Source organism: Streptomyces sp. NPDC058295 (assembly GCF_042880655.1).
Taxonomy (GTDB): Bacteria; Actinomycetota; Actinomycetes; order Streptomycetales; family Streptomycetaceae; genus Streptomyces; species Streptomyces coriariae.
This window is the reverse complement of record NZ_JBHVYO010000021.1, coordinates 55306-82130: the sequence shown is the minus strand read 5'-3', so window position 1 is coordinate 82130 and position 26825 is coordinate 55306. Positions and strand designations below refer to the sequence as shown.

Annotated in this window: 24 protein-coding genes; 8 read left to right on the top strand and 16 right to left on the bottom strand. The window is 72.5% G+C overall.

The genetic code is table 11. The features are described from left to right. Positions 1-21: 21 nt before the first annotated feature. Both ACFVYS_RS23180 and ACFVYS_RS23175 read right to left on the bottom strand, forming a co-directional pair. A complete protein-coding gene (locus tag ACFVYS_RS23180; protein ID WP_389504755.1) occupies positions 22-525 on the bottom strand; it encodes a DUF402 domain-containing protein in 504 nt (167 codons plus the stop codon). Continuing rightward, positions 506-1432 (bottom strand): GNAT family N-acetyltransferase, encoded by a 927-nt coding sequence (locus tag ACFVYS_RS23175; RefSeq protein ID WP_389504753.1) that lies wholly within the window; start codon positions 1430-1432, stop codon positions 506-508. Before ACFVYS_RS23175 ends, ACFVYS_RS23180 begins: the two co-directional genes overlap by 20 nt. 94 nt (positions 1433-1526) lie before the next feature. On the opposite strand from ACFVYS_RS23175, the gene ACFVYS_RS23170 reads away from it, so the two are divergent. After that, positions 1527-1895 (top strand): GntR family transcriptional regulator, encoded by a 369-nt coding sequence (locus ACFVYS_RS23170; RefSeq protein ID WP_389504751.1) that lies wholly within the window; start codon positions 1527-1529, stop codon positions 1893-1895. Here ACFVYS_RS23170 and ACFVYS_RS23165 read toward each other — a convergent pair whose 3' ends face one another. The 6 genes from ACFVYS_RS23165 to ACFVYS_RS23140 form a co-directional block, all read right to left on the bottom strand. Further along, complete coding sequence (locus ACFVYS_RS23165; protein ID WP_389504749.1) at positions 1896-2675, bottom strand: DUF72 domain-containing protein; 780 nt, start codon at positions 2673-2675, stop codon at positions 1896-1898. Between the two features lie 16 nt (positions 2676-2691). Beyond that, positions 2692-3786 carry a DUF5925 domain-containing protein gene (locus ACFVYS_RS23160; RefSeq protein WP_389504747.1) on the bottom strand — a complete coding sequence of 365 codons (1095 nt, stop codon included), beginning with the start codon at positions 3784-3786 and terminating at the stop codon, positions 2692-2694. Between the two features lie 144 nt (positions 3787-3930). Further along, entirely contained in the window at positions 3931-4716 is a 786-nt protein-coding gene (locus ACFVYS_RS23155) for a polysaccharide deacetylase family protein (RefSeq protein WP_389504745.1), read from the bottom strand. After that, positions 4713-5711 (bottom strand): glycosyltransferase family 2 protein, encoded by a 999-nt coding sequence (locus ACFVYS_RS23150; RefSeq protein ID WP_389504743.1) that lies wholly within the window; start codon positions 5709-5711, stop codon positions 4713-4715. The genes ACFVYS_RS23155 and ACFVYS_RS23150 overlap by 4 nt, the downstream gene beginning before the upstream one ends. Next, positions 5708-6538 (bottom strand): glycosyltransferase family 2 protein, encoded by an 831-nt coding sequence (locus ACFVYS_RS23145; protein WP_389504741.1) that lies wholly within the window; start codon positions 6536-6538, stop codon positions 5708-5710. The genes ACFVYS_RS23150 and ACFVYS_RS23145 overlap by 4 nt, the downstream gene beginning before the upstream one ends. 500 nt (positions 6539-7038) lie before the next feature. Continuing rightward, positions 7039-8247 (bottom strand): S8 family peptidase, encoded by a 1209-nt coding sequence (locus tag ACFVYS_RS23140; RefSeq protein ID WP_389504739.1) that lies wholly within the window; start codon positions 8245-8247, stop codon positions 7039-7041. 312 nt (positions 8248-8559) lie between these two features. Between ACFVYS_RS23140 and ACFVYS_RS23135 the strand changes: the two genes are divergently transcribed. Then, positions 8560-9366, top strand: coding sequence for an SGNH/GDSL hydrolase family protein (locus tag ACFVYS_RS23135; RefSeq protein ID WP_389504738.1), 807 nt, complete (start codon positions 8560-8562; stop codon positions 9364-9366). Between the two features lie 22 nt (positions 9367-9388). On the opposite strand, the gene ACFVYS_RS23130 is transcribed toward ACFVYS_RS23135, so the two are convergent. The 4 genes from ACFVYS_RS23130 to ACFVYS_RS23115 form a co-directional block, all read right to left on the bottom strand. Next, positions 9389-11014 (bottom strand): serine/threonine-protein kinase, encoded by a 1626-nt coding sequence (locus ACFVYS_RS23130; protein WP_389504737.1) that lies wholly within the window; start codon positions 11012-11014, stop codon positions 9389-9391. 60 nt (positions 11015-11074) lie between these two features. After that, the gene (locus tag ACFVYS_RS23125) at positions 11075-12763 is read right to left on the bottom strand and encodes a sulfite exporter TauE/SafE family protein (protein WP_389504735.1); all 1689 of its coding nucleotides are present in this window, start codon (positions 12761-12763) and stop codon (positions 11075-11077) included. Next, positions 12760-14775 carry a tetratricopeptide repeat protein gene (locus ACFVYS_RS23120; RefSeq protein ID WP_389504734.1) on the bottom strand — a complete coding sequence of 672 codons (2016 nt, stop codon included), beginning with the start codon at positions 14773-14775 and terminating at the stop codon, positions 12760-12762. Before ACFVYS_RS23120 ends, ACFVYS_RS23125 begins: the two co-directional genes overlap by 4 nt. Before the next feature lie 175 nt (positions 14776-14950). Further along, positions 14951-16459 carry a DUF4331 domain-containing protein gene (locus tag ACFVYS_RS23115; RefSeq protein WP_362528355.1) on the bottom strand — a complete coding sequence of 503 codons (1509 nt, stop codon included), beginning with the start codon at positions 16457-16459 and terminating at the stop codon, positions 14951-14953. A gap of 210 nt (positions 16460-16669) precedes the next feature. On the opposite strand from ACFVYS_RS23115, the gene ACFVYS_RS23110 reads away from it, so the two are divergent. From ACFVYS_RS23110 to ACFVYS_RS23100, 3 genes are all read left to right on the top strand, one after another. Continuing rightward, positions 16670-17212 (top strand): sigma-70 family RNA polymerase sigma factor, encoded by a 543-nt coding sequence (locus ACFVYS_RS23110; protein WP_054239311.1) that lies wholly within the window; start codon positions 16670-16672, stop codon positions 17210-17212. Beyond that, a complete protein-coding gene (locus tag ACFVYS_RS23105) occupies positions 17209-18027 on the top strand; it encodes an anti-sigma factor domain-containing protein (protein WP_389504732.1) in 819 nt (272 codons plus the stop codon). Before ACFVYS_RS23110 ends, ACFVYS_RS23105 begins: the two co-directional genes overlap by 4 nt. A 126-nt stretch (positions 18028-18153) precedes the next feature. Next, the gene (locus tag ACFVYS_RS23100; protein ID WP_389504730.1) at positions 18154-18435 is read left to right on the top strand and encodes a hypothetical protein; all 282 of its coding nucleotides are present in this window, start codon (positions 18154-18156) and stop codon (positions 18433-18435) included. A gap of 35 nt (positions 18436-18470) precedes the next feature. Here ACFVYS_RS23100 and ACFVYS_RS23095 read toward each other — a convergent pair whose 3' ends face one another. From ACFVYS_RS23095 to hmgA, 4 genes are read right to left on the bottom strand one after another with little or no spacing between them, the layout of a single operon-like run. After that, positions 18471-19679 (bottom strand): CaiB/BaiF CoA transferase family protein, encoded by a 1209-nt coding sequence (locus ACFVYS_RS23095; protein ID WP_389504728.1) that lies wholly within the window; start codon positions 19677-19679, stop codon positions 18471-18473. Between the two features lie 10 nt (positions 19680-19689). Continuing rightward, positions 19690-20835 (bottom strand): type ISP restriction/modification enzyme, encoded by a 1146-nt coding sequence (locus tag ACFVYS_RS23090; protein ID WP_389504726.1) that lies wholly within the window; start codon positions 20833-20835, stop codon positions 19690-19692. A gap of 25 nt (positions 20836-20860) precedes the next feature. Next, positions 20861-21610, bottom strand: a complete 750-nt coding sequence (locus tag ACFVYS_RS23085) for a GntR family transcriptional regulator (RefSeq protein WP_389504724.1) — start codon at positions 21608-21610, stop codon at positions 20861-20863. A gap of 26 nt (positions 21611-21636) precedes the next feature. Continuing rightward, complete coding sequence (hmgA, locus tag ACFVYS_RS23080) at positions 21637-22989, bottom strand: homogentisate 1,2-dioxygenase (protein ID WP_389504722.1); 1353 nt, start codon at positions 22987-22989, stop codon at positions 21637-21639. Positions 22990-23165: 176 nt separating this feature from the next. Here hmgA and ACFVYS_RS23075 point away from each other — a divergent pair, with 176 nt between their 5' ends. The 3 genes from ACFVYS_RS23075 (at position 23166) to ACFVYS_RS23065 (ending at position 26719) form a co-directional block, all read left to right on the top strand. Then, complete coding sequence (locus ACFVYS_RS23075) at positions 23166-23687, top strand: hypothetical protein (protein WP_389504720.1); 522 nt, start codon at positions 23166-23168, stop codon at positions 23685-23687. 93 nt (positions 23688-23780) lie between these two features. Further along, the gene (locus ACFVYS_RS23070; RefSeq protein WP_057602080.1) at positions 23781-24398 is read left to right on the top strand and encodes a TetR/AcrR family transcriptional regulator; all 618 of its coding nucleotides are present in this window, start codon (positions 23781-23783) and stop codon (positions 24396-24398) included. Positions 24399-24481: 83 nt separating this feature from the next. Then, positions 24482-26719 (top strand): molybdopterin oxidoreductase family protein, encoded by a 2238-nt coding sequence (locus ACFVYS_RS23065; RefSeq protein ID WP_389504718.1) that lies wholly within the window; start codon positions 24482-24484, stop codon positions 26717-26719. The last annotated feature ends 106 nt before the right edge of the window (positions 26720-26825 follow it).

Sequence of the window (26825 nt, the reverse complement as noted above, 5' to 3'; positions counted from 1 at the left end):
CGGCGGCGGGCCGACGGCCGCTCAGTCCAGCAGCGACTCCAGGCCTCCCTCGGCGGTGGCCAGCGCCTCCAGCTCGTCGAGGGCGGTCATCGCGGCGGCCGCGGCCGCCGGGTCCCGCTCCGCCAGCCCGCTCTCCTCGAACTCGTCCTCGTCCAGTCGCCGTACGTCCGTCCCGTCGGCGGAGCGCCACAGGTCCAGGTCGAGGTCCTCGACGACCAGTTCACCGCCGGACAGCGTGGCGGGGCGGGTGATGTCGCAGTACCAGCCCTTCAGGGCGCCCGTCGCGTCGCGGACCTCCTTCACCGCGTACCAGCGGTCCCGCCAGAAGTACTCGGTGAAGACGTCACCCGCCTCGAAGCGGACGAAGCCGAAGTCGCGTACCGCGTCCCCGGCCCAGGGGGCGCGCACGGCGATCCGGGTGCCGTCGTCGGACAGCAGCTCGGCCGCGTATCGGATCTTCGTCCGGCCGCCCTTGACGAGGACCACGTCCACCGCACCTGCCGACTCAGCCGAGTTCCCGGACATGCCGCACCTCCGTCGCGCAGATCTCGTACCCGAACCACTTGTTGATCGCGAGCATCGGCCCGTTGTCCGCGTCGTTGCCCGTGTAGGCCTCCCTGTACCCCGCCGCGCGGGCCCGGTGCAGCGAGTCGTTCTTGACGAGCTTGGCCAGGCCCCGGCCGCGGTGGTCGCGGGCGGTGCCGGTCATGCCCGTGGTGTACAGGCCGTCGTGGCTGTGCGCCACGCTGAAGGCGACGGGGCGGCCGTCGGCCACGGCGACCGAGGTCAGCTCCCGGTCCAGATGAGGGTGCTGCCAGTACTCGTCGAGCCAGGCCGCGTAGTCCGTGAACTCGGTGGCGATGTCGCCGGGTTCGTCCGAACCCGCCTCCGCGTCCAGGGTGAACAGGGGGTACGGGTCGTCGGCGAAGTCGGCGGCCGTGCGCAGCTCGACGCCGGGCGGGGGGTCCTGGAGCGGTGGCAGCGCGGTGCGGGCCAGGTCGAGGCGGAGGAAGTGCGCGGAGCGGCTCGACCGGTAGCCGTGTCGTGCGGCGAAGGCACGGTCGGCCGGCTCGTCCAGCACCCAGGCGAACAGTTTCGTCGCCCCGTGGGCCGTCAGATGCTCCTCGGCGGTGCGGACCAGCAGGGTGCCCGCGCCGCGCCGGGTGCGCGCGGGGTCCACGTACACGTTGAGGGACCCCTGGCCGGGCTCCGGGCTGTCCTGGGCGAGGCCCAGCTGGGCCGTGCCGATGATCTCCCCGTCCTCCACGGCGACCAGCTTGCGGGCGTGGGCGTCGGGGCGGGACAGCGAGAGGCCGTGCAGCACGGAGGCCGGGCTGAAGAACACATAGGGCAGGGCGCGGTGCCGGACCCGGATGAAGCCCTCGATGTCGGCGGGCGTCTCGGGGCGCAGGTCGCGCACGATGACGGTCATGTGAGCGCACGCTACGGTCGGGCGGCGCCCGTCTGCCTCCCATTTTCGGCTCCGTCGCACTCCCGTTCCCCGGCGGGTGCGGGACAATCGGCCCGTGACCTTGAAGATCCACATCGATGAGAGCGCCGCCCCCTACGAACAGGTGCGGGCGCAGATCGCCGAGCAGGCGCGGTCGGGAGCGCTGCCGGTCGGGTACCGGCTGCCGACGGTCCGGGGGCTGGCCGAGTCGCTCGGCCTCGCCGCGAACACCGTCGCCAAGGCGTACCGGGCGCTGGAGGGGGACGGGGTGATCGAGACCCGGGGACGCAACGGCACGTTCGTCGCCGCGTCCGGACCGGCGGCGGAGCGGGAGGCGGCGGGTGCCGCGCAGGCCTACGCCGAGCGGGCGCTGCGGCTGGGACTCACCGAGGAACAGGCGTCGGCCGCCGTGCGGGACGCCCTGCGGGCGGCCTACGAACGGTGATCAGCGGTGTGCGGCGAGCGTGCCCGGTGTGCGGGTCACGTTCAGCGCCGCCCGCCGCGCCGTCCGCCCGAACAGTGCCGCGTCCTCCACCGCCGCGCCGCCGGGGTCGTTGTTGAAGTAGGCGTAGACGTCGTTGCCGCCCTCGACCGCCCAGGTCGTCGCGATGCGGTCCAGCCAGGTCTCCAGGGCCCGGCGGCCGTAGTGCGGCCAGGGGTGGGCACGGCCCTGGTGGAAGCGGACGTACCCCCAGTCGGCGGTGCGCCACAGCGGGGTGACCGGGCGGGAGCCGACGTCCGCCCAGCACAGGGCGGCGCCCCGGGCCCGCAGGACGTCCCGCACGCCGGGCGTCCACCACGACTCGTGCCGTGGCTCCACCGCGACGCGCGTGCCGGACGGGAAGCAGGACAGACAGGCGTCCAGGAGCCCGGTGTCGGCCCGCAGGGTCGGCGGCAGCTGGAGCAGCACCGGGCCGAGACGGTCGCCGAGACCGGCCGCGTGGGTCATCAGGCGCCGTACCGGCTCCTCGGGGTCCTTCAGCCGCTTGATGTGGGTCAGATAGCGGCTCGCCTTCACCGCGACCACGAAGTCCGGCGGGACGCGCTCGGCCCAGGACGCGAACGTCTCCCGCGACGGCAGCCGGTAGAAGGCGTTGTTGATCTCGACGGTGGCGAAGTGCCCGGTGTACTCCTCCAGCCACCGCCGCACGGGCACGCCCGCCGGGTACAGGACGCCCTTCCAGTCCTTGTACTGCCAGCCGGAGGTGCCGACGTACAGTGTCATACCTCCATCAGAACACCTACAGGTACAGTCCCGCGTCCGACCGCCCCCGGGGTTCCGGCAGCGAGGTCGGGGAGGTGCCCCGGCGCAGGGCGTACAGCTCGGCCAGCGTCGCGCCCTCGCGGCCGACCCCCTCCTCCGTACCGAGCCAGTCCACGGCCTCCCGGCGGGTCAGCCCGCCGACCTCGATGCGGGCCAGACAGCGGCCGGGGCGGACGACGGCGGGGTGCAGGCGCTCCAGGTCCTCGTTGGTCGTGACCCCGACGAGGACGTTGCGGCCCTGGCCGAGCAGGCCGTCGGTGAGGTTCAGCAGCCGGGACAGGGCCTGGCCCGCGGTGTGCTTGGCCTCGCCGCGGATCAGTTCGTCGCAGTCCTCCAGGAGGAGCAGCCGCCAGCGGCCCTTGCCCGTGCTGTCGTCCTCGCCGATCGCGATGTCCATCAGATAGCCGACGTCGGAGAAGAGCCGCTCGGGGTCCAGGACGCAGTCCACCTGGCACCACTCCCGCCAGGAGCGGGCCAGCGTGCGCAGCGCCGAGGTCTTGCCGGTGCCGGGCGGGCCGTGCAGCAGGAGCAGCCGGCCGGCGATGTCCTCCGGGGTCGTCCCCATCAGGTGGTCCATCGCCTCGGCGACGGGCGCCGTGTAGTTGGAGCGCACCTCGTCCCAGGTGCCCGCGGAGATCTGCCGGGTGGTGCGGTGCGGGCCGCGCCGGGGGGAGACGTACCAGAAGCCCATGGTCACGTTCTCCGGCTGCGGTTCGGGTTCGTCCGCCGCACCGTCGGTGGCCTGGTCGAGCACCTGTGCGGCCAGTTCGGCGGTGGTCGCGGTGACCGTGACGTCGGCCCCGCGGTTCCAGCGGGAGACCAGCAGGGTCCAGCCGTCGCCCTCGGCCAGGGTGGCGCTGCGGTCCTCGTCCCGGGCGACCCGCAGCACGCGGGCGTGCGGCGGCAGCAGGGTCGCGCCGGAGCGCACGCGGTCGATGTTCACCGCGTGCGAGTACGGCTGCTCGCCCGTCGCGAAGCGGCCGAGGAACAGCGCGTCGACGACATCGGACGGGGAGTCGGAGTCGTCGACGTTGAGCCGGATCGGCAGTGCGTCGTGCGGGGGTACGGACATGCCGCCATGATCCGGCACAAGAGCGTCGCCCGCACCCGGTTTCCGCAGTGCGCGAGGTGCGCCCGGTGTGTCGGGCGTGCCCGATGCCGGGAACCGGTCCCGCCGGGCGGGCATGGCCCCGGCGGGACCGGCCGGGGCCACCCCTCAGACCAGTTGCCGGAGCCGGCGGGTCCGCCGCACCACGGCGTACCCCTTGGTGAGCGCCCGGTCCCTCGCGAACGTCCGGCCGATCGCCCGGCCGTCGACGAGCCGTTCGAACTCCTCGGCGTCCGTGCTGCGCCGTACCGTCACGCGCCGCAGGGCGTACGGCCCCTGGGCGCGGTGGGCGAGGGAGTTGCCCACGGCGAGCGCCTGGGCGAACCCGTGTCCGCGTACCGCCGTGCGCACCCGGCGGCTGGAGTAGCCGTACGGGTAGGCGAACGACACGGGCGGGCTGCCCAGTTCGCCGGCCACGATGTCCCGGCAGCGGATCAGCTCGGCGCGCAGCCGGGCGTCGTCGAGCTGGTCGAGCTGCGGATGGGTGTGGCTGTGGCCGCCGATCTCGACGCCGCTGTCCGCCAGTCCGCGCACCTGCCGCCAGTCCAGCATGGTGTCCAGGCCGCCCCCGGTGTCGTAGGCGCCCCGGACCCAGCCGGTGGTGACGAACAGGGTGGCCGGGAAGCCGTGCTCGGCCAGCGCCGGGAGGGCGTGCCGGTGCACGCCCTCGTAGCCGTCGTCGAAGGTGATCAGGACCGGGCGGCCCGGCAGCGGCCGGCCGGACCGCCAACGGGCCGCCAGTTCGGCGGTGGTGAGCGGGGTCAGACCGCGGTCCGCGAGCAGGGCCATCTGTTCGGCGAACGCCTCGGGCGTGACCGAGAGGGTGCGGGTGGCGGCGTTCGGGTCGGCGGCCACCGCGTGGTACATGAGGATCGGTACGCCCGCCCCCGTCACGCGGCCCGCTCCACCTGGTCCGCCGGGATCGGCACCACGGCGAACGTCGTCCCCGCCCGCCGCGCCCGCGCACTGCCGACCAGATACCCGCCGGCCGCCGTCAGCACCCCGGCGACGATCGCGGCCGCCCGCCGGGCCCCGCCGGGCCGGGCCAGCAGCTGGTCGCGCAGTCCGCGGAGCACACCGGCCGGCAACACCCGGGTGGCGTACCGGCGTTCGGACTCCAGCCCCTTGTCTACGCCGACGCTGCGCGCGACGAGCGCTTTGGACAGGCCCTCGGCGTAGGTGCGCGTGCGGAAGTACCCGAAGTGCTCGCGCGCCTCGGGCACCTTGTGGTGGATCACCGCGCGGTCGTCCATCAGCAGGATCGCGTCGGGTCTCGCGCGGCTGAGCCGGATGCACAGATCCGTCTCCTCGCCACCCATCGGCCGTTTGCTGCCGTCGCGTCCGATGCCGGTGGCGAAGCCGCCCACGAAGTCGAACGCGGTACGCCGGAAGGAGGCGTTCCCGCCGAGGATGTTGCGCACCCGGACCCGGCCGGGCGGCAGGCCCCGGTAGGAGCAGCCCACCACCCAGTCGAACTCCTCGGGGAACCAGTCGGGCCGCCGGCCGGAGGACCAGACGGGCATCGCTCGGCCGCCCACGGCCAGCACCCGGGGATCGGAGTACGGGTCGGCGAACCGGCGCAGCCAGTCCCGCTCGGCGACGGCGTCGTCGTCGAGGAAGGCGACCACCTCGCCCCGGGAGACGGCGATGCCGGTGTTGCGGCCGGCCGACAGACCGCGCGGGCCCGCGTTGGGCAGCACCCGCACCCCGCCGGTCTCCTTGTATTCGCTCCTCAGCCGGTCCAGGAGCGTCGGGTTGTGGTCGACGACGACCAGGGTCTCCAGGGCCGGGTGGGTCTGCGCCCGCACCGAGGCGACCGCCGCGAGGATGTCCTCCCAGCGGTCCTCGGTGTACACACAGATGACGACCGAGACGTCGATCGTGCTCAAGACGCCTCTCCCCGGCCCGAGTCGAGCATCGGCGAGCGGCGGACCATGCGGCGCAGCGCCCGCCGGTTGGACCGCTCCCCGAGGATCACCCGCAGCACGCGCAGCCCGTCGCGGACGGCGCGCAGATTGCTGACGCCGTGGATGCGCAGGTACTCGTGGCTGGGGATCTCCTGCACCTTCAGCCCGGCCTTGACGACCCGGATGTTCATCAGGGTCTCGACCTCGAAGCCGGTGCAGTCCAGCTCGATCTTGTCCAGGCAGTGCCGCCAGAACGCGTTGTAGCCGTAGCACAGGTCGGTGTAGCGGGCGCCGAACTTGCGGTTGACGAGGGCGCACAGGACCCCGTTGCCGAGCCGGCGGATGAAGGTCATGTCGTCGGTGCCGCCGCCGTTGGCGAAGCGGGAGCCCTTGGCGAAGTCCGCGCCGGAGACGAGGGCGGAGACGTACGACACGATCTCGTTGCCGTCGGCCGAGCCGTCCGCGTCGACCATCACGATGATGTCGCCGCTGCACGCCTCGAAGCCGGTGATCAGGGCGTCGCCCTTGCCGCGGCCCTGTTGTCCGACGACCTTGACGCCCGGCCACAGGTCACGCGCGACCTGCACGGTGTCGTCGGTGGAGTTGCCGTCGACCAGGACCACCTCGTGGATCCAGCCCGGCAGGGTCTTGAACACGTACGGAAGGTTCTCGGCCTCGTTCATCGCGGGGATGACCACGCTCACCGGTGGCGTGATGGCCAGGTGAGAGGAGATGGGCCGGTAGGTGCCGACGGTCGACGGGCTTTCGAGATCCTGGCCCGATGTCGCCGGTTGCAGAACGGAACTCATGAGTCTGGTCCCTCTCGTCCGGTGGGCCGCCCGCCCCTGGGCGGCCCGGAATCCACGTCCGGTTCGAAAGGGGGGTTTCTCACCCATGGCGGAGTGATCTCCGCGCAGACACGGGTGAGCTGGCAGAACTGACCGGCCACCGTCGAAGGACGGCAGCCGACCGCGCGCGGAACGGCCCGGTCACCAGTGCGGTCACCGAGCACGGCACCCCCCTACCGCGCTCCCGCCCCGATACCGCCGCGGTCCCTGAGCCCTCCCCTGGAGCCGTTGCCGACGGTCCGATGCGAGTGAGATGTATGACGGTATTGATGATTACGCCCGGATGGCAAGCCCTTGGCGGCTCACTTACCTTTTTGTTCGTTTGACCGTTACAGAATGATGCGTCCCCTCGAAAGGAAGCGGCACAGGAACGGACACGGGGGCGAAAAAAGTGTTCCCCGGGGGCCGCGGAGGCCTCCGGGGAACGGTGGTTCAGATCAGTGCCGCATGGTCCGCGAGGGTCACGGGACGATCTTGAGGAGCTTGTTCGGTGAGCCGGTGCCCGGGCTGGTGACCACGTTCGAGGTCGCGCCGTTCACCAGGGCCGTGGCCACCTGGGCCGGGGTGGCCGAGGTGTGGCCCGCCAGGTAGACCGCGGCCGCGCCCGCGACGTGCGGGGTCGCCATCGACGTACCGGAGATGGTGTTCGTGGCGGTGTCGCTGGTGTACCAGCCCGCGGTGATGGAGGAGCCGGGGGCGAAGATGTCCAGCACAGAGCCGTAGTTGGAGTAACTGGCCCTGGCGTCGGTGCTGGTGGTGGCGCCGACGGTGATGGCCTGGGTGACGCGGGCCGGGGAGTACGAGGAGGCGTTGGCGCTGCTGTTGCCCGCCGCCACCGCGTAGGTGACACCGCTGGCGATGGAGTTGCGCACCGCGGTGTCCAGCGTGGTGGACGCGCCGCCGCCGAGCGAGAGATTGGCGACCGAGGGGCCCGAGTGGTTGTTGGTGACCCAGTCGATGCCCGCGATGACGCCCGCGGTGGTGCCGGAACCGGCGTTGTCGAGCACCCGCACCGCCACGATCTTCGCCTTCTTGGCGACGCCGTAGGTGGAGCCCGCGATCGTCGTGGCCACGTGGGTGCCGTGACCGTTGCCGTCGGAGGCGGTGGTGTCGCCGTCGACGGCGTCGTAGCCGTAGGAGGCCCGGCCGCTGATCTGGGAGTGGGTGATGCGGACGCCGGTGTCGATGACGTACGCGGTGACGCCGGTGCCGGCGGTGTCCGGGTAGGTGTACGTGCCGGACAGCGGGAGCGCGGTCTGGTCGACGCGGTCCAGGCCCCAGGGGGCGCTCGACTGCGTCGTGTCGCTCACCCGGACGGTCTGGTTCTGCTCGACGGTGGCGACCGCCGGGTCCGCGGCGAGTCTCCTCGCCTCGGTGGCGGAGAGGGTGGCGGTGTAGCCGTTCAGCGCGGAGCCGAACGTCTTCCCGACGGTGCCGCCGTAGTCCTTGACGAGGTTCTTGCCGGTGGCCGAGGACGCCTTGAAGCCCGCCTGCGACTTCAGGGTGACGATGTAGCTGTCCTTGACGGCGGTGGGGGAGCCGGCCGCGAGGACCTTGCCCTCGGCCGGTGCGGCCTGGGCGGGGAGCGCGGTGAGCCCGCCGACGAGGGCGGCGGCCGCCACGGTGGCGGCGGCGGTGATGCGGGCCTTGTTGCTACGCAGTTGTGCCATTACGAGGGAGTCCTCCTCTAGGCAGCCCGCGCCTGGGTCGGGCGCACGGCTGTGGGGGAGTGCGCGCGGTCGCGCACACGGCCTCGAACGTCGCGTTCCGTTCGCGGCTGAGGTAAAGCCTCAGCCGTCTACGTGCGTAGAACAAGGGAGTTGAGGGGCTGTCAACAACCTTGACATGACCACGCAACATCCGTCCCACAAAGAGGTGCGGACGATCCCGTTAGCGGCCAGAAAGTCTTGGCATGGACACTTCCCGTCAACACGCGTAGTTGCTACGAACGTTGTGGCAGAGATCCTGCTAAGGGAGGTTCCATGAGACGTTCCCGACTTGTCGTATTCGTGAGCTCGCTCCTCCTCGCCCTCGGCACCGCCCTCACCGGGGCGGCCTCGGCGCAGGGCGCCCAACTCGCAGCCGCAGGTGGCTATGTGGCGCTGGGGGATTCCTACTCCTCCGGAGTCGGCGCGGGCAGCTACATCAGCTCCAGCGGCAACTGCAAGCGCAGCACCAAGGCGTATCCGTACCTCTGGAACGCCGCCCACGCCCCCTCGTCGTTCACCTTCGCGGCTTGTTCGGGCGCGCGAACGGATGAAGTTCTGGCGAGTCAGCTCGGCGGCCTGAACTCCTCGACCGGCCTGGTCTCCATCACGGCCGGCGGCAACGACGCGGGCTTCGCCGACGTCATGACGACCTGCGTCACCGGCTCCGACAGCACCTGTCTGTCCCGCATCAACACGGCCAGGGCCTACGTCGACTCGACGCTGCCCGGCAAGCTCGACACCGTCTACTCCTCGATCCGCGCCAAGGCGCCCAATGCGCGCGTCGTCGTCATCGGCTACCCGCGCTTCTACAAGCTCGGCACGGTCTGCCTGGGCCTGTCCGAGACCAAGCGCTCCGCCATCAACAACGCGGCCGACTACCTGGACGCCGCCACCGCCGGGCGCGCCGCCGCCCACGGCTTCGCCTTCGGCGACGTCCGCACCCCGTTCGCCGGCCACGAGATCTGCTCCGGCAGCTCCTGGCTGCACAGCCTCAACTGGCTGAACATCGGCGAGTCGTACCACCCGACCGCGTCCGGCCAGTCGGGTGGCTACCTTCCGGTCCTGAACAGCGCCGCCTGATCCGTCGGCTCCACCAGCTCCGTCACTCCGAGGCAGAAGGTGAGGGGGAGGCCCCGTCCGTCGGGGCCTCCGTCTCGCAGGTGACCGAGAACGGCACCGAGTTGGACGTCGTCTTCACCGGATCACGGACCTCGACGGCGATCGAGTTCTGGTACGTCCCGCTCTCGGCGTACGTCGACACGATCACCTGGTCCTGCTTGGACTTCCCACCGCCGGACGCGAAGTCCAGCGTCTTCCAGGTCTGTCCGGAGAGCTCACCGTCCTTCGACACCCAGCGGTAGGACACCGTCGCGGGCAGCCGCCCCACCGTGATCGTCGCGGTGAAGGCGGGCGCGTCCCCGTCCGCCGGCGGACAGCTGCCCGAGTAGTCCGTGTGCGCGCCGGCGACGGTGACCGAGACGGTCTGCGCCGGTGCCTCGGAACTCTCGCTCTCGCTCGGACTCGGGCTCGGCGACTCGCTGGCCTCCTCGCTCTTCTCCGGCTGCGTCGGAGGCGAACTCAGAACGTCCGTCGCGCTGTTGGTGACCCCGCCACCGCCGGCGTCGTCGCCGCCGTCGTCGCGGTTCAGCAGCCCGTACGTCAGCCCGGCGACGGCCAGCGCCAGCACCACCACACCGGTGGCGAGGACCACACCGGCGCGCCGGCTCCGGTGCGGCTCCACCGAACCGGTCGTCGTCGCCGGGGCGGCCGACCAGGACCGGGGCGGAGTCGGGGACGACGGCTCCTGACGGAACGGCTCGGCCGGGGTCGAGGCCGTCGGCGGATACGGCGCGAACGGCGCCGGTGGCGTCGAGCGGACCGTGTCGCCGCCGCGAGGGGCACCGCCCGCCGCGACGAGCCGCAGGTCCTGCTCGGCCCGGTCGGCCGGCAGCCGCTCGGCCGGGTCCTTGCGCAGCAGGCCCTCGATCACGGGCGCGAGCGGCCCGGCCCGGCGCGGCGGCGGCAGCTCCTCGTCGACGATCGCGCGCAGGGTGCTCAGCGGAGTGTCGTGGCGGAAGGGCGAGTTGCCCTCCACCGCCGCGTACAGCAGCACGCCCAGCGACCACAGGTCCGACTCGGGCCCCGGGGTGCGCCCCAGCGCCCGCTCCGGCGCGAGGAACTCGGGTGAGCCGATGACCTCGCCGGTCATCGTCAGCGCGGAGGTGCCCTCGACGGTCGCGATACCGAAGTCGGTGAGCACCACCCGGCCGTCGTTCGACATCAGCACGTTCGCCGGCTTCACGTCCCGGTGCAGCACCCCGGCCTCGTGCGCGGCGCGCAGCGCGGACAGCACCTCGGCGCCGATGTGCGCGGCCCGGGCCGGTTCGAGCGGCCCCTCGGCGTCCAGCAGCTCGGCGAGGGAGATCCCGCGCACGATCTCCATGACGATCCACGGCCGGCCGTCCTGCGTGGCCACGTCGTACACCGTGACGACGTTCCGGTTCGCGACCCGGGCCGCGGCCCAGGCCTCGCGCTCCAGCCGTGCGTACATCCGCTCGACGTCCGAGGCCGCCAGTCCGTGCGGCGCACGCACCTCCTTGACGGCGACCTCGCGGTGCAGCACTTCGTCACGGGCCCGCCACACCGTGCCCATGCCGCCCTCGCCCAGCGGGGTCAGCAGGCGGTAGCGGCCCGCGATCAGACGTTCACTGCCCGGTTCTTCGAACACCGCGCCCCCATTTCGCTCTTCGTATCCGGGCGAAAACCTCCGCAACCCCACAAACGTAGCTCAGCCGAGTACGGATGCGGCCCCCTTGAACACCAGTCCGGCGCCGAGGGCGACGACGAGGAACGCGGACCACAGGGGCAGGTTGCGGCGGACCAGCGTCACGACCGGGTGGGTCGTCCAGCGCGGCTGCCGGTCCAGCAGCCGGGTCGCGCCGGCGCCCAGCCTGACGACGGCGAACCCGGCGGCGGTCAGGGTCAGCGCGAGCCCGACGCCGTACGCGACGACGAGCAGCAGCCCGAACCAGGCCTGCCCGAGCGCCGCCGCGCCGACCAGCACGACCACGGCGGACGGACTGGGGACCATGCCGCCGGCGAAGCCGAGGAGGAGGGTGCCGCGGAGCGTGGGGGCGACGGCGTGGGTGTGGGTGTGGCCGCCGTGGGTGTGCGTGTGGGGGCGACCGTGCTCGTGACCGTGACCGTGAGCGTGGTCGTGCTCGTGGTGGCGGTCGCCGTCGTTGTCGTGGCCGTGGTCGGGACGGTGTCCGTGCTCATGCCCGAGGTCGTGATGGGCATGGGTGTGCGGGGTGGGGGCGCCGACGAGGGCGAGTTGACGTGCGGGGGCCTTCGCCGGCTCGTGGGTGTGCGGGTCGTCGCCGTGCGGGTGCGGGTGCGGGTGGGTGTGTCCGTGTCCGTGGGGGCTGTCGGGGCCCCGGCCGCGCCAGGCCCGTCGAGCGAGGGTCGCGCCCGCGAAGAGCACCAGCGCGCCGCTGGCCAGACCCAGCCAGGCGATCACCGAAGGCGCCGCGGCCGATCCGGCGGTGACGAGCAGGCCGAGGGCGACGACGCCCAGGGTGTGGGTGACGGTGACGGAGGCGGCCAGGGGGAGGACGTCCTTCATCCGCGCCCTGCCGCCCCGCGCGGCGGCCGTCGCGGCCATGATGGTCTTGCCGTGCCCCGGGGCGACCGCGTGCATCGCGCCGAGGCCGACGGCGATCACCAGGGCCAGCGCGGCGAAGCCGACGGTGAGGTCCTGCCGCGCGACCAGGTTGTCCAGGGCCCGCGTCCAGCGGTCGGCGCCCCGCGGCAGCACGGACGCGGCCGGCGCGTCTCGGTCCTCCTCGACCAGGGCCGCGCCACCGGGCCGCACCCGCACCGACGCGGTCGAGGTGTCGGCGGGGGAGGAGAGCAACTCCTTGGGATAGCTGGTGAGTTCCGACGAGACCGACTTCCTCGCCACGTCGGAGTCGGCGAGCGTCATGCGGTCGCCGCGCGCGGTGATCTCGCGCCAGCCGGGCCCGGAGGAGGCGCCCTCGCTGTGGAAGGTGAGGGAGAGGGTGTCCTCGCCGGACACGGCGGGCAGCGGAGCCGTCAGCCGGCACTCCACGCGCAGGGTGTCGAGCCCCGCCTGGCCGGGCCGTACGACCGCGTTGGCGGCGCCCGCCGTGAGGCTGACGGCACGGCCGTCCACGGTCAGCCTGCTGCCGGTCGCGGCCGTCGCGCAGCGCTGCCGGGCCCACTCGGTCATCCCGAGCCGTTCGATGTCCGGCTTCGCCTGGGTCGCCGGGATCTCGGCGAGGTCCTCGACGTGGTCCACGCGGAGCTGCCCGGGGGCGGCGACGAGACCGTCGTAGCGGTTGACGGTGAAGTTGCCGAGGGGGTGCGCGCTCGCGTTGGCGGAAGGGACCAGCGCGAGCGCGCAGCCGGCCGTGAACACGGCCGCGCAGGAAGCGAACAGACGACGGGAAATCACTTGTTCGCCTCCAGCGTCTTGAGTGCCGTACGGGCCTCGCGGGCGCCCAGCGGGGAGAAGCCGGGGTTCAGCTTCAGGGCGGCGGCGAGATGCGTACGGGCGTCGGCGGGGTGTCCTGTGGCCTTCTCGATCACCCCGCGGTGGTAGAGGAAGGACGCGTTGCGGTAGCCGGTGGCCGTGGCCTGCCGGGCGTAGGGGAGGGCCTCGGCGTCCTTGCCGTTGACGTGCAGGGCCCAGGCGAGCGCGTCCGCCGTGTGCACGGTGTGCCGGCGCGACCAGTCGTCGCGGGCCGCGCGCAGGGCCGTCGCCCGTTCGCCGTGATCGGCGGCGGCGAGCGCGGTGTCGAGGTCGGCGTTGACGCCGTTGGCGCGGGCGATGGCCGTCCACGCGTCGACGAGGAGGTACTGGTTCTCGGCCTTCGCCGTGTCGCCCTCGCCGCCCCGGGCCTCGTACAGCTCGCCGAGCTCCACCAGCGGTCCGGGGAGCGGATAGCGGGCGACGATCAGCTCCAACCCCTTGATCGCCTCCGCCTGTTGCCCGCTCGCCGCCTGGGCGCGGGCACGGCCCTCCAGCGCGGGGAGGTAGTTCTCGTCGGCGGCGAGCGCGCGGGCGTAGTGGGTGAGCGCGGTGGTGTAGTCGCCCTGGTTCCAGGCGAGTTGACCGAGCTGGGCGGCCACGTAGGCGATGTCGCCGGGTGAGGTCGACGCGGCGAGTGCCCGCTCCAGGACCCGGCGGGCGGTGGTGACGTCGCCGCGCAGTTCGTGCACGTACGCGTAGCGGGTGAACACCGGTACGCCCGGGCGCCGTTCGTCGGCCGTCCTCGCGGCCTCCTCGGCGTCGTCGTAGTGGCCGAGTTCGACGAGGGCGTCGATACGGGAGCACAGGGCGCGCTCGCTGTACGGGTTCTGCTTCAGCGCCTGGTCGGCCAGGTCCAGGGCGTTCGCGAAGTCGTGCCGGGCGGCGGCGAGGGCGGCCCGGCCGGCGAGCGCCTGGTCGTTGTCGGAGCGCAGCGCGAGGGAGCGCTTCAAGGCCTGCTCGGCCTGCGGGTAGCGGGAGGGGTCGCCCTTCGTGCGGGCCTGCTCGACGTAGGCGAGCCCGAGGGTGGCCCAGCCGCCGAAGTCCCTCGGCTGCGAACGGAGATGGGCCTGGAGCGCGGTGATGCTCGAGTCGAGGTCGCCACTGGCCAGCAGCCCGGGGGAGACCGCCGCGGCGGTCGACACGGGCACGTTCCGGCCGTCCCGCGCCGCCCCGAGCGCGACCGCCCCGGCGGTGAGCGCGACGGCCAGCATGGCGGCGCAGGCGCTGAGTTGAGCGGCTCGCCACCGACGCCCGGCGGCGCCCGCCCGCCGCACCGCGGCGACACGCTCATCGCCACCGACAACGAGTTCGCCACCGTCACCGGTACCGGCGCCGCGATCACCGGCGCCGTGGCCAGGGGCGCCGTGGCCGAGCTCGGCAGCGGCACCCGCATCGCCGTCGGCCTCGGCCCCGGCCTGGGCGGTGTCTGCCCCGGCTTCGGCGGTGTCTACCTCTGCCTCGGCGGTGCCTGCCCCGGCCTCTGCCTCGGTGTCGGCACCGGTCTCCGTGTCGGTACCGGTCTCGGCATCAGCGCCGGTCTCGGTGTCGGCGCCGGCTTCTGCCTCGGCGCCGGCCCGGGGCCCGGCCTCGGCCCCCGTCCCGGCCTCGGTCTCCGTCCCGGCCTCTGCCTTCGCCCCGGCTTCGGCATGGGCGACCGCGTCGGCGACCGTGTCTGTGTCGGCAGGGGCGTCGGCTCGGGTGTCGGCTTCCGCCGGGTTTCCGGGCCCGGGCTTCGCCTCTGCCGTGGTCTTCGTGTCTGAGGAGGCTTCCTCGGAGGCCTGGCCCGGGCCGGGGTTCGGCGCCGGTCGGCCGGGGTTCGCGAGCGGTCCGCCGGAGGCCGGTGCGCCGGGAACCGGTGTGCCGGAGGCCGGTACCGGTCGGGCGGAGGCCGGTCGGGTGGGCTCCGGTTCGCCGTCGTTCGTCCGCGGGGACATGCCCTCTCCTAGGTCGCCTGGGGTCGTTCAGCCTGCTCGCACGGGGATGGCGCGGCCCGCGCCGTGGGGGATGAGTACGCGGGCCGCGCCAGTCTGTGAGGCGGGCCGGGGAGCGCAGGATTCTCCCCGGCCCGCTCAGGAGGAGGGCCCGGTGGGCCCTGCTCAGGAGGAGGGCCTAGTAGGCCCGCCGCCGGCCTCGCCACCACATCAGGCCGCCGCCGATGAGGAGGATGCCCGCCGCGCCGGCGCCCGCGGAGGACGCGATCAGCGTGGTGTTGCTGTCGGAGCCCGTGAGGGCGTCGCCGAGCTGGCTGCGGGTGGCCGCGTCGGTCTTGGCGGTCGCGCCGCGCGAGCCCTCGGTGGGCAGGGCCACGTACGGGAAGTACTTCTCGAAGGACTTGTCGTTCTTGTCGACCGCGTCGCCCAGGTCGTTCTTGGAACCGACCAGCTCACCCTCGACGACCTGGAGCGAGGCGTCGATCACGTCGTCGGTGAGGCGACGGCCGTTCGGGAAGCCCGCGTTGTCGCCGTCGAGGACACCGAGCCGCTTGGGGCTGGCGGTCGGCTTGATCGAGGTGTTGAGGCGCAGTTCCTCCGAAGGCGTCACGTAGGGCGGCTGGTTGAGGCCCTTGACGCCCTTCAGGAACACGTCGACGAGGTCGTTGCGCGGCTCGGCCGGCGCCTTGATCTTGTAGATCGCCTCTATGAGCTTCGGCAGCTCGGGGTTGGTGACGTTCTTCAGGAACTGGCCGTCGTCCTTGGGCTCGGACGCGTTGAACTTGTCCTTGTCCTTGATCGGGTTGACGACCTCGTTGACCAGCGGCATGCCGAGCCGCGAGACCTGCGAGTAGTGACCCTGGGCGTTCTCGCGCTGGGTCGTCGACCAGATGCCGACGATCGGCTGGTGCTCCGACTCGGCGATCATGTCGTTCGGGACCTGAAGCGCGATCGAGTTGACGTTGTAGCCCTTGAGCGTGTCGTTGCCGACCTCGGAGAGGTCACCGCCGTACAGCAGGTCGAAGACGCGCAGGTCGAGGAAGAACGGGTCGTCGGCCTGGCCCGCGAAGGTCTTGGCGCCGCTGGAGAGCTTGTAGATCGCCTGGTCGCGCAGCTTCGAGTAGTGCGGCATCGAGGCCTTGCCCACGTTCGACGGCGCCACCGGCACGTCGTCCGCGATCTTCGTCTCGTGCTCGACCTTCCCCTTCTTCGACTTGATCAGTTCGAGGTCGTACGTCTGCGTGATGTTCAGGTCGGCGTCGTCCAGGCTCTCGACGACACCGGTGTTGTAGAGGAACGTCTTCTTGTTCTTCACATGCGTCTTGAAGGTGTAGCGGAAGGTCAGATCCTCCTTCGCGTCACCGTTGTTGTCGATGTGCAGGTCGTACTGGGCGTCCTCGGCGAACGGGAAGAAGTTGGGACCGCCGGCCGGCTCCTCGAAGGGGATCCAGTTGGCGACGATCGTCGTCGTGTCCGGGTGGTCCGGGCTGACGAAGGCGTACACGTCGGTGTTGTCGTACTGCGGGGTGCCCGAGATGAGGGGGGCCTCGCGGTGGCTGGAGGCGTAGGCCGCCCCCGGCACCAGCGTGGCCACGCCGGCGGCTGCGAGCCCCCCGGCGGCCAACGCACCGCAGACGAGGGTCGCGACGCTCCTGCGTCCGTTGCCGCTCCTGGAGAAAGCTGTCATGCCGTCCGTCCTCTGTGCCAAGTTGCCTGACGGACAGTGATACGGAGCGGGAGGTGGTTTCGGATTGGTCCAAACCCAAAAACTTTTTATTTCCTGCTCACCCGCGTTTTCGGCGCTTCGATACGTACCCCCCATCCGGAGGTGTGTTCGTTGCGAATGCCTGGTGTGACGGGGCGGCCCGGGTGTGACGGCCGCAGGGAGGGGGACCGCATGGAGGCGGACGAGCTGCTGGTGCTCGTGGCTGGGGGCGACCAGCGCGCATTCGAACAGCTCTACGGACTGGTGTCGGGGCCGGTGTTCGGGCTCGTACGCCGGGTCGTCAGGGATCCCGCGCAGTCGGAGGAGGTCGCCCAGGAGGTGCTCCTGGAGGCCTGGCGCTCGGCCGGCCGGTTCGACCCGAACCGCGGCAGCGCCCTCTCCTGGATCCTCACCCTCGCGCACCGCCGCGCCGTCGACCGGGTGCGCAGCGCCCGTGCGGCCGTGGACCGTGAGCAGCGCGAGGCGTCGCGCTATCACGACCCCGCCTTCGACCAGGTGGCCGAGGAGGTCGAGGCGGGCCTGGAACGCCAGTTGGTCCGCCGCTGCCTCGACCGGCTGACGGCGCTCCAGCGCCAGTCCGTCACCCTCGCCTACTACGACGGCTACACGTACCGTGAAGTGGCCGACCGGCTGTCGCTGCCGCTGGGCACGGTGAAGACCCGGATGCGTGACGGACTCACGCGACTGCGCGACTGCCTGGGAGGTGCCGCATGAGTGTGCTCGGCCTGTTCCGCCGCGAGGACCTGCACTCGCTGGCCGCCCCCTTCGCGCTCGACGCCCTCGAACCCGACGAACGCCGCCGCTTCGAGAAGCATCTGACGGGCTGCGACCGCTGCGCCGCCGAGGTGCGGGCACTGGCCGAGGACGCCGTCCGGCTCGCCTGGTCCCAGGCCGCGCAGCCACCGGCCCACCTGCGCAGCCGGGTACTGGCGGCCGTGCAGAGAACGCCGCAGGAGTCCTCCCGCGCGCCGGCGAGGGAGCGCGCTCCCCAACTGCCGCCGCACGTCTGGGGCACGCAGCCGCCGCCGGGACGCGCCCGTGCGCCCCGCGCGCGCCGCCCGCTGTTCGTACCGTTCGCCACGGCCACCGCCGCGGCGGCCCTCGTCGTCGCCTCGCTCTTCGCCGTGCAGGCGGGTCGCGCCCAGGACGAACTGAACGCCGAGCGCGCCCAGGCGCGTGAGATCGCCCACGTTCTCGCAGCTCCCGACGCGCGCGCGAGCACCGGCAAGGATGCGCAGGGCCGCAGTATCGGAGTGATCGCCTCCGCCGGCGAGGGGGAGGCGATCGTCACCCTGAGCGGATACGGCGAGCTGCCCACCGGACAGGTGCATCAGCTGTGGCTCATGCGCCCCGACGCGCAACCGCGCTCCCTCGGGCTCTTCGACGGCGACACGCCCTTGGTCGCCACCGGTCTCGACAAGGTCGCGACATCACTCGCTGTGACCGTCGAGCCCGACGGGGGATCACCACAGCCCACTACACAGCCAGTTGTCCAACTCACCCTGAAATCGGTTGGATTCGGAGAGTGATCGGGGAGGCGTCGTCAACCCCCTTACGGGGAAGGTGAATCCTGTGAGCTCGATACACGTGTGCCTCGACGGGACGATAGGGTTACCCTGCCCGGGCCGGGTGGACTCGTACGGGTGGGGAGTGACATGGAACAGATAACGATGCACAGCAGGGCGCGGGTCCCTGCGATCACCTGCGGGAGCAGTGCGACCAGTTCGCGCCTCGACCGCCATCTCTCGGTGCTGGCGGGCCCCGCCATACCGCAGCGCGAGACGCTCGAGGCGACCTCGCTCATGCGGGAGCTGACCGCGCGTGAACCCGCGCGTGACCACGGCCCCAAGACGGCGCGGGCACGGGTGAGCCGCGTCTCGCTCTTCGCGCCGCTGCGCCGACTGCGGCGTTCGCTGTTCGGAGGCAACAAGCACTGACCGGCCGGCGCGTCTTCACGTACTGAGTCCCGCGCTCAGGCGGCCACACCGTCCCGGCGCAGCGCTGCGATCTCCTCGTCCGTCATCCCCACGGCACGCAGCAGCGCTTCGGTGTGTTCCCCGAGCGCGGGCACGTCTCCCATCCGTGCCTCCGCCCCGCCCGGCAGCGTGATCGGGGGCAGCAGCGCCCGCAGCGGTCCGACCGGCGTCCCCACCTCCCGCCACCGCTCACGGGCCGCCAGCTGCGGATGCTCCGCCAGCTCGTGCAGATCCCTCAGGCGTGCGCACGCGATGCCCGCGCCCTCCAGCCGCGCGAGTGCCTCGTCGGCGTCCAGGGCACCCAGCGTGGCAGCCACCAGCGCGTCCGTACGCTCTCGGTTCATCACCCTTGCCGCGTTCGTCGCGTACGCCGGATCCGTCCCCGCGTCGGGTCGGCCGAGGACCTGTTCGGCCAGCCGGCGCCATTCACGGTCGTTCTGCACGGAGAGCAGCACCCGCCCGCCGTCGGCGGTGGGGTAGGCGTCGTAGGGCGCGATCACCGCGTGCGCGAGGCCGGTGCGGGCCGGAGCGGCGCCGCCGTGCATCGTGTGGTGCAGCGGATGCCCCATCCACTCCGCGAGCGCCTCCAGCATCGAGACCTCCACCGGCCCGCCCCGTCCGGTCGTGCCCCGCCGCACCAGCGCCGCCAGCACGCCGGAGAAGGCGTACATGGCCGCGGCGATGTCCGCCGCCGGGATCCCCGCCTTCACCGGCTGCTCGGGCGTCCCGGTCACCGACACCAGGCCCGCCTCGCACTGCACGAGCATGTCGTACGCCCGCTTGTCCGCGTACGGCCCGCTCGCGCCGTACCCGGAGATGTCGACGGCGACCAGCCGCGGGTGCGCCGCGCACAGGGTGGCCGCGTCCAGACCCAGCCGGGCCGCCGCCCCCTGCGCGAGGTTCTGCACGAACACGTCCGCGTCCGCGATCAGCCGCCGTACGACGTCCAGACCGCGTGGGTCCTTGAGGTCCAGCGCGATGGACTCCTTGCCCCGGTTGCACCACACGAAGTGCGAGGCGAGGCCGGCGGCGGCCGTGTCGTAGCCACGGGCGAAGTCACCGCCGTCGATCCGCTCGACCTTGATCACCCGGGCGCCGAGATCGGCGAGCTGGCGGGTGGCGAACGGGGCCGCGACCGCCTGCTCGACGGCGACGACGGTGAGGCCCTCCAGGGGCGGCGGCAGCGGCGGGGGGCTCTGGTCCATGGGGTGGATGCTAGATCAGGGCGAACTGGCCCTCCGGGCCCTCCTCGTGGTGGTCGAGGACCGTCGCCGGGTGCCGGACCCGGTCCGGGACCGGCAGGACGCCCGCCGCGCGCAGCTCCTTCGCGGTGATCGTGTCCGGCACCGTCAACTCCTCCTGCCGGTCGCGCACCTCCGCGAACAGCGCCAACACCGTGATCAGTTCGAGGAGTTCGGAGGTCCAGGCCTGCGGCCAGTTCGTCGGGCGGATCGCGGCCAGGGCGCCCGCACCGGGCTCCGCCGTCCGGGCCGTGAACCACTGCTCCAGGACGCGGACCCCGCCCGCCGTGAAGTCCCAGGCCGCGGGCGGGACCGGGGAGACCCGGCCGCCGTCGAGGTGCAGGGTCTCCTCGTCGCGGTCGTAGTGCAGCGTCAGGGGCCGGCTGGGCAGCGGGGCGCGGACGTAGGGGCGGCGGCCACCGGGGAGCCGGGGGCGGTCGCCGTCGCGGCGGAGCAGCCACAGGGCGCGGCGGCCCAGTTCCACACCCCGGGCCCAGAGCCCGGGGTCCCGGGTGAGCGGGACGGTGAGATCGGGGCGGACGGCGGTCAGGGTCCAGGCCAGGAAGTCCACCGGATCGGGGGAGTGGCCGAGGTGCTCCAGCAGACCCGGCGCCAGATTGGGTTCAGCGCCGCCGGGGCGCCGGTACAGCGGGCGGATCCGGCCGGGGCGCGCCAGCGGGATCAGGGCGGTCGCGAGCAGCGGTGGGCCCGGCGGGGACGCCGTCTCCAGCACGAAGACCTGGTGCTCGTCCGCCACCCGCCACAGCTCGGGGCGGGCCGCGTCGATCAGCCGGTGGTCGGGGATGAGCCAGTGCTCGTCGAACGGCCCGGTCAGTACCCGCACCGGTTCGGGGCAGGGGCCCGAGGCGCGGACGAGTCGCCCGGTGCCGCCGAGGTGCCCGGGCAGTTGCCCGACCGCCGTGTGCAGGGTGCGTGAGCGGGTCGGCTCGAACAGGGCCTCGCGGGCCGGGCCCTCGGCCTTCACCAGGGCGTCCCAGCGGGCTTTCAGGGAAGCCGGGTCGGGGTCCGTCGGCCACCCCCGGCCGAGCCGCGGCGGTGCGACGGACCACGGCATGAGGTCCGCCAGCGGCGGAGCGTCGTCGGGCGTCACGCTGGGCATCGTACGACGGGTCGCCCGTGGCGGGTCACGTCGCGTCGAGGGTGACCGTGAAGGAGAAACGGTCGCCCCGGTAGTGGATGACGGCCACGTCGAGGACCTGTCCGCCGGTGTCGTAGATGACGCCCGTGTAGCGCAGGATCGGGCTGAGCAGCGGGACCCGGAGCAGCTGGGCGGTCTCCGGGTCCGCCAGCCGGGCCTCGACCGTGTCCGTGATCCGGCTGATGTCCACGCCCGTGAGGTCCCGCAGCACCTTCGTCATGGGCCGGCGGACCAGGTCCTCGGGGTCGATCCGGGCGGCGATCTCGGGACGGACGTAGTTGCGGGCGTGGTTGGTCGGCTCACCCGTGTTCTCGTCGCTCCTCAGCCGGTGGTAGGTCGCCACCTCGGTCAGATCCGGGAAGTGCTCGGCGACTTCGGCGGGGACGGACGTACGCCCGTGGTCGAGGAGTTCCGTCGTCATGGCGGACTGCTGGGCCACGATCGCGTCGACCGAGCCGAGGAGCCGGACCGGAGCGCCCCGCCGCGCGCTCGGCTCGATGAACGTGCCGCGCCGGCGGTGCCGGCTGATCAGCCCCTCGTCCTCCAGCTCCTTCAGCGCCTGCCGCATGGTCAGCACGCTCACCCCGTAGTGACCCGCCAACTGCTCCTCGGTGGGCAGTCGGAGCGGGTCCTGCGGCGAGCGGCCGAGTATCGAGGCGCGCAGCGACTGCGACACCTGGTACCAGAGCGGCAGCTTTCGGGTGAGGACGATCGAGTCCGGGGCGAAGGAGGTCACGGGCTATCCGTACCGGTCGGCATCGTTCAGTGCAATGTTGCGTCGGACGTTCCGCCGGACGGACGGAAGTGGCGTTCGAGGCCCTGCCAGACGTCGTCGTAGCGCTGCTGGAGGTGGTCCGCCCCGGCCGCGTGCGGGGTGAGGGTGACCGGCCAGCGGGTCTCGAACATGAACGCCAGCCCGTCGTCGATCTTCTGCGGCCCCAGCTCGGCGGCGCTCGCCCGGTCGAAGGTCTCCCGGTCCGGGCCGTGCGCCGACATCATGTTGTGCAGCGAACCGCCGCCCGGCACGAAGCCGCCCTTTCCGGCCGTCTTGGCGTCGTACGCGCCCTCGATCAGGCCCATGTACTCGCTCATCACGTTGCGGTGGAAGTACGGCGGCCGGAAGGTGTCCTCGCCGACCAGCCAGCGCGGGGCGAAGACCACGAAGTCGACGCCGGCCAGACCGGGGGTGTCGGAGGGGGCGGTCAGCACCGTGAAGATCGACGGGTCCGGGTGGTCGTAGGAGATGGTCCCGATGACGTTGAAGCGGCGCAGGTCGTAGACGTACGGCACGTGGTTGCCGTGCCAGGCGACCACGTCGAGCGGGGAGTGGTCGTACGTCGCGCTCCAGAGGTGGCCGCAGTACTTGTCGACCACCTCCACCGGGCCCTCGACGTCCTCGTACGCGGCGACGGGCGCGCGGAAGTCACGGGGGTTGGCGAGGCCGTTGGCGCCGATCGGGCCGAGGTCGGGGAGGCGGAAGGGGGCGCCGTAGTTCTCGCAGACGTAGCCGCGGGCGGAGGCGTCCAGCAGGTCGACGCGGAAGCGGACCCCGCGCGGGATCAGCGCCACCTCGCCGGGCTCGGCGTGCAGCTGCCCGAACTCCGTGCGCAGCAGCAGTCCGCCCTGCTCGGGGACGATCAGCAGCTCGCCGTCGGCGTCGCTGAACACGCGTTCCATGGAGGCGTTCGCGTGGTACAGGTGCACGGCCATGCCGGTGCGCTGGGTGACGTCGCCGTTGCCGCCGAGGGTCCACAGGCCGGCAAGGAGGTCCGTGCCGGCCGGCGGCTCGGGCAGGGGGTCCCAGCGCAGCCGGTTCGGATCGGGGACCGTCTCCGTGAAGGGGCCGGTGCACAGCGCGCCGTCGTCGACGCGGGTGAACGCCGGGTGCGCGGCCGAGGGGCGGATCCGGTAGAGCCACGAGCGGCGGTTGTGGGCGCGCGGCTCGGTGAACGCCGTACCGCTGAGCTGTTCCGCGTACAGGCCGAGGGGCGCGCGCTGCGGCGAGTTCCGGCCGTCGGGCAGGGCCCCCGGCACGGCCTCGGAGGCGTGCTCGTTGCCGAATCCGGAGAGATAGGTCAGGCCCTCGGCCGTCTTGCGTGCGTCCCCGCTGCTCATGATCGCTCCCTCCGGCGCCCCGCGGGTGCGCCTGCTGATTCCTATGTATCACCGTAGGATTGCGATTTCCCCGGCGCAAGAGGTGCGCCGGTCCTCCTCCTGAAGGACGATCAAGACGGCCGGAACCAGACTCCAGGGGGATCCGCGTGTCGGTCCGTTGTTCTACGCTCCCCCGCATGTCGTGGACGCGCGGAAGCCTCGCCGTGCCCGCGGTCTGTGTCCTGCTGCTGACCGGATCCGCGGGCTGTGGCACCAGTGATGCCCAGGAGCGGGGGGACGCGTCGACCGCGGCGTCGGTCTCCCCCTCACCCGTGGGCAAGGTCCTGAAGGACACGGACGACGAAGGGCGGCACTACCGCGAGGTGGAGAAGAAGGGGGCACCCGAGGTCGGTGTCGAGGTGGAGCCCGAGGCCGACGGCAGCTGGGACGTCCGCCTGAAGGTGGAGAACTTCCGGTTCACGCCCACCGCGGCGAAGGCGGGGGCGGCCCACGGCCGCGGCGCCGCCCGGCTCTACGTGGACGACCAGCCGGTCGCCGACCTGCGCACCCCGGCCTACCGCATCCCGGCCGGCTACCTGCCGCACGGCACCCACCAGGTCACCGCCCGGCTGTACGCGGACGACGGCACGGTGTGGGCGGTGGACGGCAAGCCGGTGGAGAGCACGGCGTACATCACGGCGTCGGAGCCCTCGCCCTGAGCGGCTTCCCCCGGTGAGCCCGCCGTTGAGTGCATCAGGCATCTTTCTCCGTACCGAGGGGTGAGGTTCACCCCACCGCGACGGAAAGGCATCATGAGCTCCGTGCCCCAAGCGACATCGCTCCGTCGTGCGCCCGTGCAGCGGCGTAGCGCCGAACGGCTGACCAGAATCCTCGACGCCTGCGCCGACCTGCTGGACGAGGTCGGCTACGACGGCCTGAGCACCCGGGCCGTCGCTGAGCGCGCCGGTGTCCCCATCGGCTCCGTCTACCGCTTCTTCGGCAACAAGCGGCAGATGGCCGACGCGCTGGCGCAGCGCAACCTCGAGCGCTACTCCGAGCGCGTCACCGAGCGGCTGAAGGGCGCGCGCCGGGGCGACTGGCGGGCCGCCATGGACGCCGTGCTCGACGAGTACCTGGCCATGAAGCACACCGCTCCCGGGTTCTCCCTCGTCGACTTCGGCAACCAGATCCCGGTCGGCGCCCGGCACGCGGAACCCAACCACCGGGTCGCCGACCGCCTCACCGAGCTGCTCTCCGACTATCTCGTCCGCGAGCCCGACGACGACCTGCGCCGCACCTTCCTGATCGCCGTGGAGACCGCGGACACCCTCGTCCAGCTGGCCTTCCGGGTGGATCCGGAGGGTGACCCGAAGGTGATCGACGAGACGCGGGAGCTGCTGCGGGCGTATCTGGCGCGCACCCTGGACTGACGGTCGCGGCCGCCCCCCTCCCCATCGGCCATACCGCTCGGTATGCTCACCGGGAGATGGCAATGCCGCCCCCAGGAGGACCCGTGTCCCGCACCGCCCTGCGAATCTGCCCGTTGTGCGAGGCCACCTGCGGGCTGACGCTCACCATCGAGGGGACGAAGGTCACCGGCGCCCGCGGCGACCGGGAGGACGTCTTCAGCAAGGGCTTCATCTGCCCCAAGGGCGCCTCCTTCGGTGCCGTCGACGGCGACCCCGACCGGCTGCGCACCCCCCTGGTGCGCCGGGACGGCGAGCTGCGCGAGGCCACCTGGGAGGAGGCCTTCGACGCCGTGGCCGCCGGGATCCGGCCGGTCGTCGAGCGGTACGGGGCGAACGCCGTCGGAGTCGTCCTCGGCAACCCCAACGTGCACACCATGGCCGGCGCGCTCTACCCGACCGTCCTGATCGCCGGCCTCGGCACCCGCAGCCTCTTCACCGCCTCCACGGTCGACCAGATGCCCAAGCACGTCTCCAGCGGACTGCTGTACGGCGACGCCAACGCGATCCCCGTGCCGGACCTGGACCACACCGACCATCTGCTGCTCATCGGCGCCAACCCACTGGAGTCCAACGGGAGTCTGTGCACCGCCGCCGACTTCCCCGGCAAGCTCAAGGCGCTCAAGGCCCGCGGCGGCACCCTCACCGTCATCGACCCGCGCCGCACCCGCACCGCGAAGCTCGCCGACCGGCACATCCCGATCCGGCCGGGCACGGACGCGCTGCTCCTCGCCGCCATGGCCCAGGTGCTCTTCGAGGAACTCCTCGTGGAGCCGGGCGAGTCGGCCCCGCACCTCGAAGGCCTCGGGGAACTCGCCGAAGCGGTAAGGGACTTCACCCCCGAAGCGGTGAGCGCCGCCTGTGACGTGGACGCCTCGCTCATCCGCACCCTGGCCCGCGAACTCGCCGCCGCCCCCACCGCCGCCGTCTATGGCCGCATCGGCAGCTGCACGGTCCCCTACGGCACCCTCGCCAGCTGGCTCGTCGACATCCTCAACATCCTCACCGGCAACCTGGACCGGCCCGGCGGGGCGCTCTTCCCGCAGGCCGCCACCGACCGCACGCCCCGGCCGGCCGGCCCCGGCCACGGCTTCCGGCTCGCGCGCTGGCACTCCCGGGTGAGCCGGCACCCGGAGGCCAAGGGCGAACTGCCGCTGTCGGCGCTCGCCGAGGAGATCGACACCGCGACGGCGGAGGGCGAGCCGATCCGCGCGCTCGTCGCCGTGGCCGCCAACCCCGTCCTGTCCGCCCCGGACGGCGACCGGCTCGACAAGGCGCTCGACTCCCTCGACTTCATGGTCAGCGTCGACCCCTACCTGAACGAGACCTCCCGCCACGCCGACGTGGTGCTGCCCCCGCCGCCGCCCTCGCAGAGCCCGCACCACGACTTCGCCTTCAACACCCTCGCCGTGCGCAACCAGGTCCGCTACAGCCGCCCGGCCGTCCCCCTCGAGCCCGGCCGGATGGCCGAGACCGAGATCCTCGCCCGGCTGATCCTGGCCGCCACCGGCATGCACGGCGCCGATCCGTCAGCCGTGGACGACCTGGTCATCGGCCAGACCCTCGGCAAGGCGGTGCAGGAGCCGCACTCGCCCGTGCACGGCCGCGACCCGCACGAACTCGCGGCACAGCTCACCGGCGAGACCGGTCCCGAGCGACGGCTCGACATGATGCTGCGCCTCGGCCCCTACGGCGACGGCTTCGGCACCCGCCCGGACGGACTCGGCCTCGCCCGGCTGCTCGCCCACCCGCACGGCATCGACCTCGGGCCGCTGCGCCCGCGCCTGCCCCAGCCGCTGAAGACGCGCAGCGGGCGGATCGAACTCCTGCCGCAGCCGATCGTCGACGACCTCCCGCGGCTGCGGGAGGGACTGAAGCGGGAGCCCGACGCACTCGTCCTGGTCGGCCGGCGCCATCTGCGGTCCAACAACAGCTGGATGCACAACGTCCCCGCGCTCACCGGCGGCACCAACCGCTGCACCCTGCACATCCACCCCGAGGACGCCGAACGGCTCGGTGTGCTCGACGGCGCGCCGGTCCGGGTGAAGGGCGCGGGGGGAGAGGTGACCGCACCGGCCGAGGTCACCGACGGCGTGCGCCGGGGCGTGGTCAGCCTGCCGCACGGCTGGGGTCACGACCGCCCCGGCACCCGCCTCAGCCATGCCGCCACCGACCCCGGCGTCAACGTCAACCAGCTCCTCGACGGCAGCCTGCTGGACCCGCTGTCGGGCAACGCCGTTCTCAACGGAGTACCGGTGGAACTTGCTCCCATAACGGCCCGCTGAGCTGAGCAAAGCTGTGACCTGGAGTTTTGCGCTTATTGCTCGCACGTCAACGTCTTGTTAACACCGTTTGAACGGACCTAACGTCAACCCACCGCCGACCCCCAGG

Bases quoted from the DNA above. Each gene is read 5' to 3' on its own strand.
- ACFVYS_RS23180 (WP_389504755.1), bottom strand. From the start codon at position 525: ATGTCCGGGAACTCGGCTGAGTCGGCAGGTGCGGTGGACGTGGTCCTC.
- ACFVYS_RS23175 (WP_389504753.1), bottom strand. From the start codon at position 1,432: ATGACCGTCATCGTGCGCGACCTGCGCCCCGAGACGCCCGCCGACATC.
- ACFVYS_RS23165 (WP_389504749.1), bottom strand. From the start codon at position 2,675: ATGACACTGTACGTCGGCACCTCCGGCTGGCAGTACAAGGACTGGAAG.
- ACFVYS_RS23160 (WP_389504747.1), bottom strand. From the start codon at position 3,786: ATGTCCGTACCCCCGCACGACGCACTGCCGATCCGGCTCAACGTCGAC.
- ACFVYS_RS23145 (WP_389504741.1), bottom strand. From the start codon at position 6,538: ATGAGTTCCGTTCTGCAACCGGCGACATCGGGCCAGGATCTCGAAAGC.
- ACFVYS_RS23140 (WP_389504739.1), bottom strand. From the start codon at position 8,247: ATGGCACAACTGCGTAGCAACAAGGCCCGCATCACCGCCGCCGCCACC.
- ACFVYS_RS23135 (WP_389504738.1), top strand. From the start codon at position 8,560: ATGAGACGTTCCCGACTTGTCGTATTCGTGAGCTCGCTCCTCCTCGCC.
- ACFVYS_RS23120 (WP_389504734.1), bottom strand. From the start codon at position 14,775: ATGTCCCCGCGGACGAACGACGGCGAACCGGAGCCCACCCGACCGGCC.
- ACFVYS_RS23115 (WP_362528355.1), bottom strand. From the start codon at position 16,459: ATGACAGCTTTCTCCAGGAGCGGCAACGGACGCAGGAGCGTCGCGACC.
- ACFVYS_RS23110 (WP_054239311.1), top strand. From the start codon at position 16,670: ATGGAGGCGGACGAGCTGCTGGTGCTCGTGGCTGGGGGCGACCAGCGC.
- ACFVYS_RS23105 (WP_389504732.1), top strand. From the start codon at position 17,209: ATGAGTGTGCTCGGCCTGTTCCGCCGCGAGGACCTGCACTCGCTGGCC.
- ACFVYS_RS23100 (WP_389504730.1), top strand. From the start codon at position 18,154: ATGGAACAGATAACGATGCACAGCAGGGCGCGGGTCCCTGCGATCACC.
- ACFVYS_RS23095 (WP_389504728.1), bottom strand. From the start codon at position 19,679: ATGGACCAGAGCCCCCCGCCGCTGCCGCCGCCCCTGGAGGGCCTCACC.
- ACFVYS_RS23090 (WP_389504726.1), bottom strand. From the start codon at position 20,835: ATGCCCAGCGTGACGCCCGACGACGCTCCGCCGCTGGCGGACCTCATG.
- hmgA (WP_389504722.1), bottom strand. From the start codon at position 22,989: ATGAGCAGCGGGGACGCACGCAAGACGGCCGAGGGCCTGACCTATCTC.
- ACFVYS_RS23075 (WP_389504720.1), top strand. From the start codon at position 23,166: ATGTCGTGGACGCGCGGAAGCCTCGCCGTGCCCGCGGTCTGTGTCCTG.
- ACFVYS_RS23070 (WP_057602080.1), top strand. From the start codon at position 23,781: ATGAGCTCCGTGCCCCAAGCGACATCGCTCCGTCGTGCGCCCGTGCAG.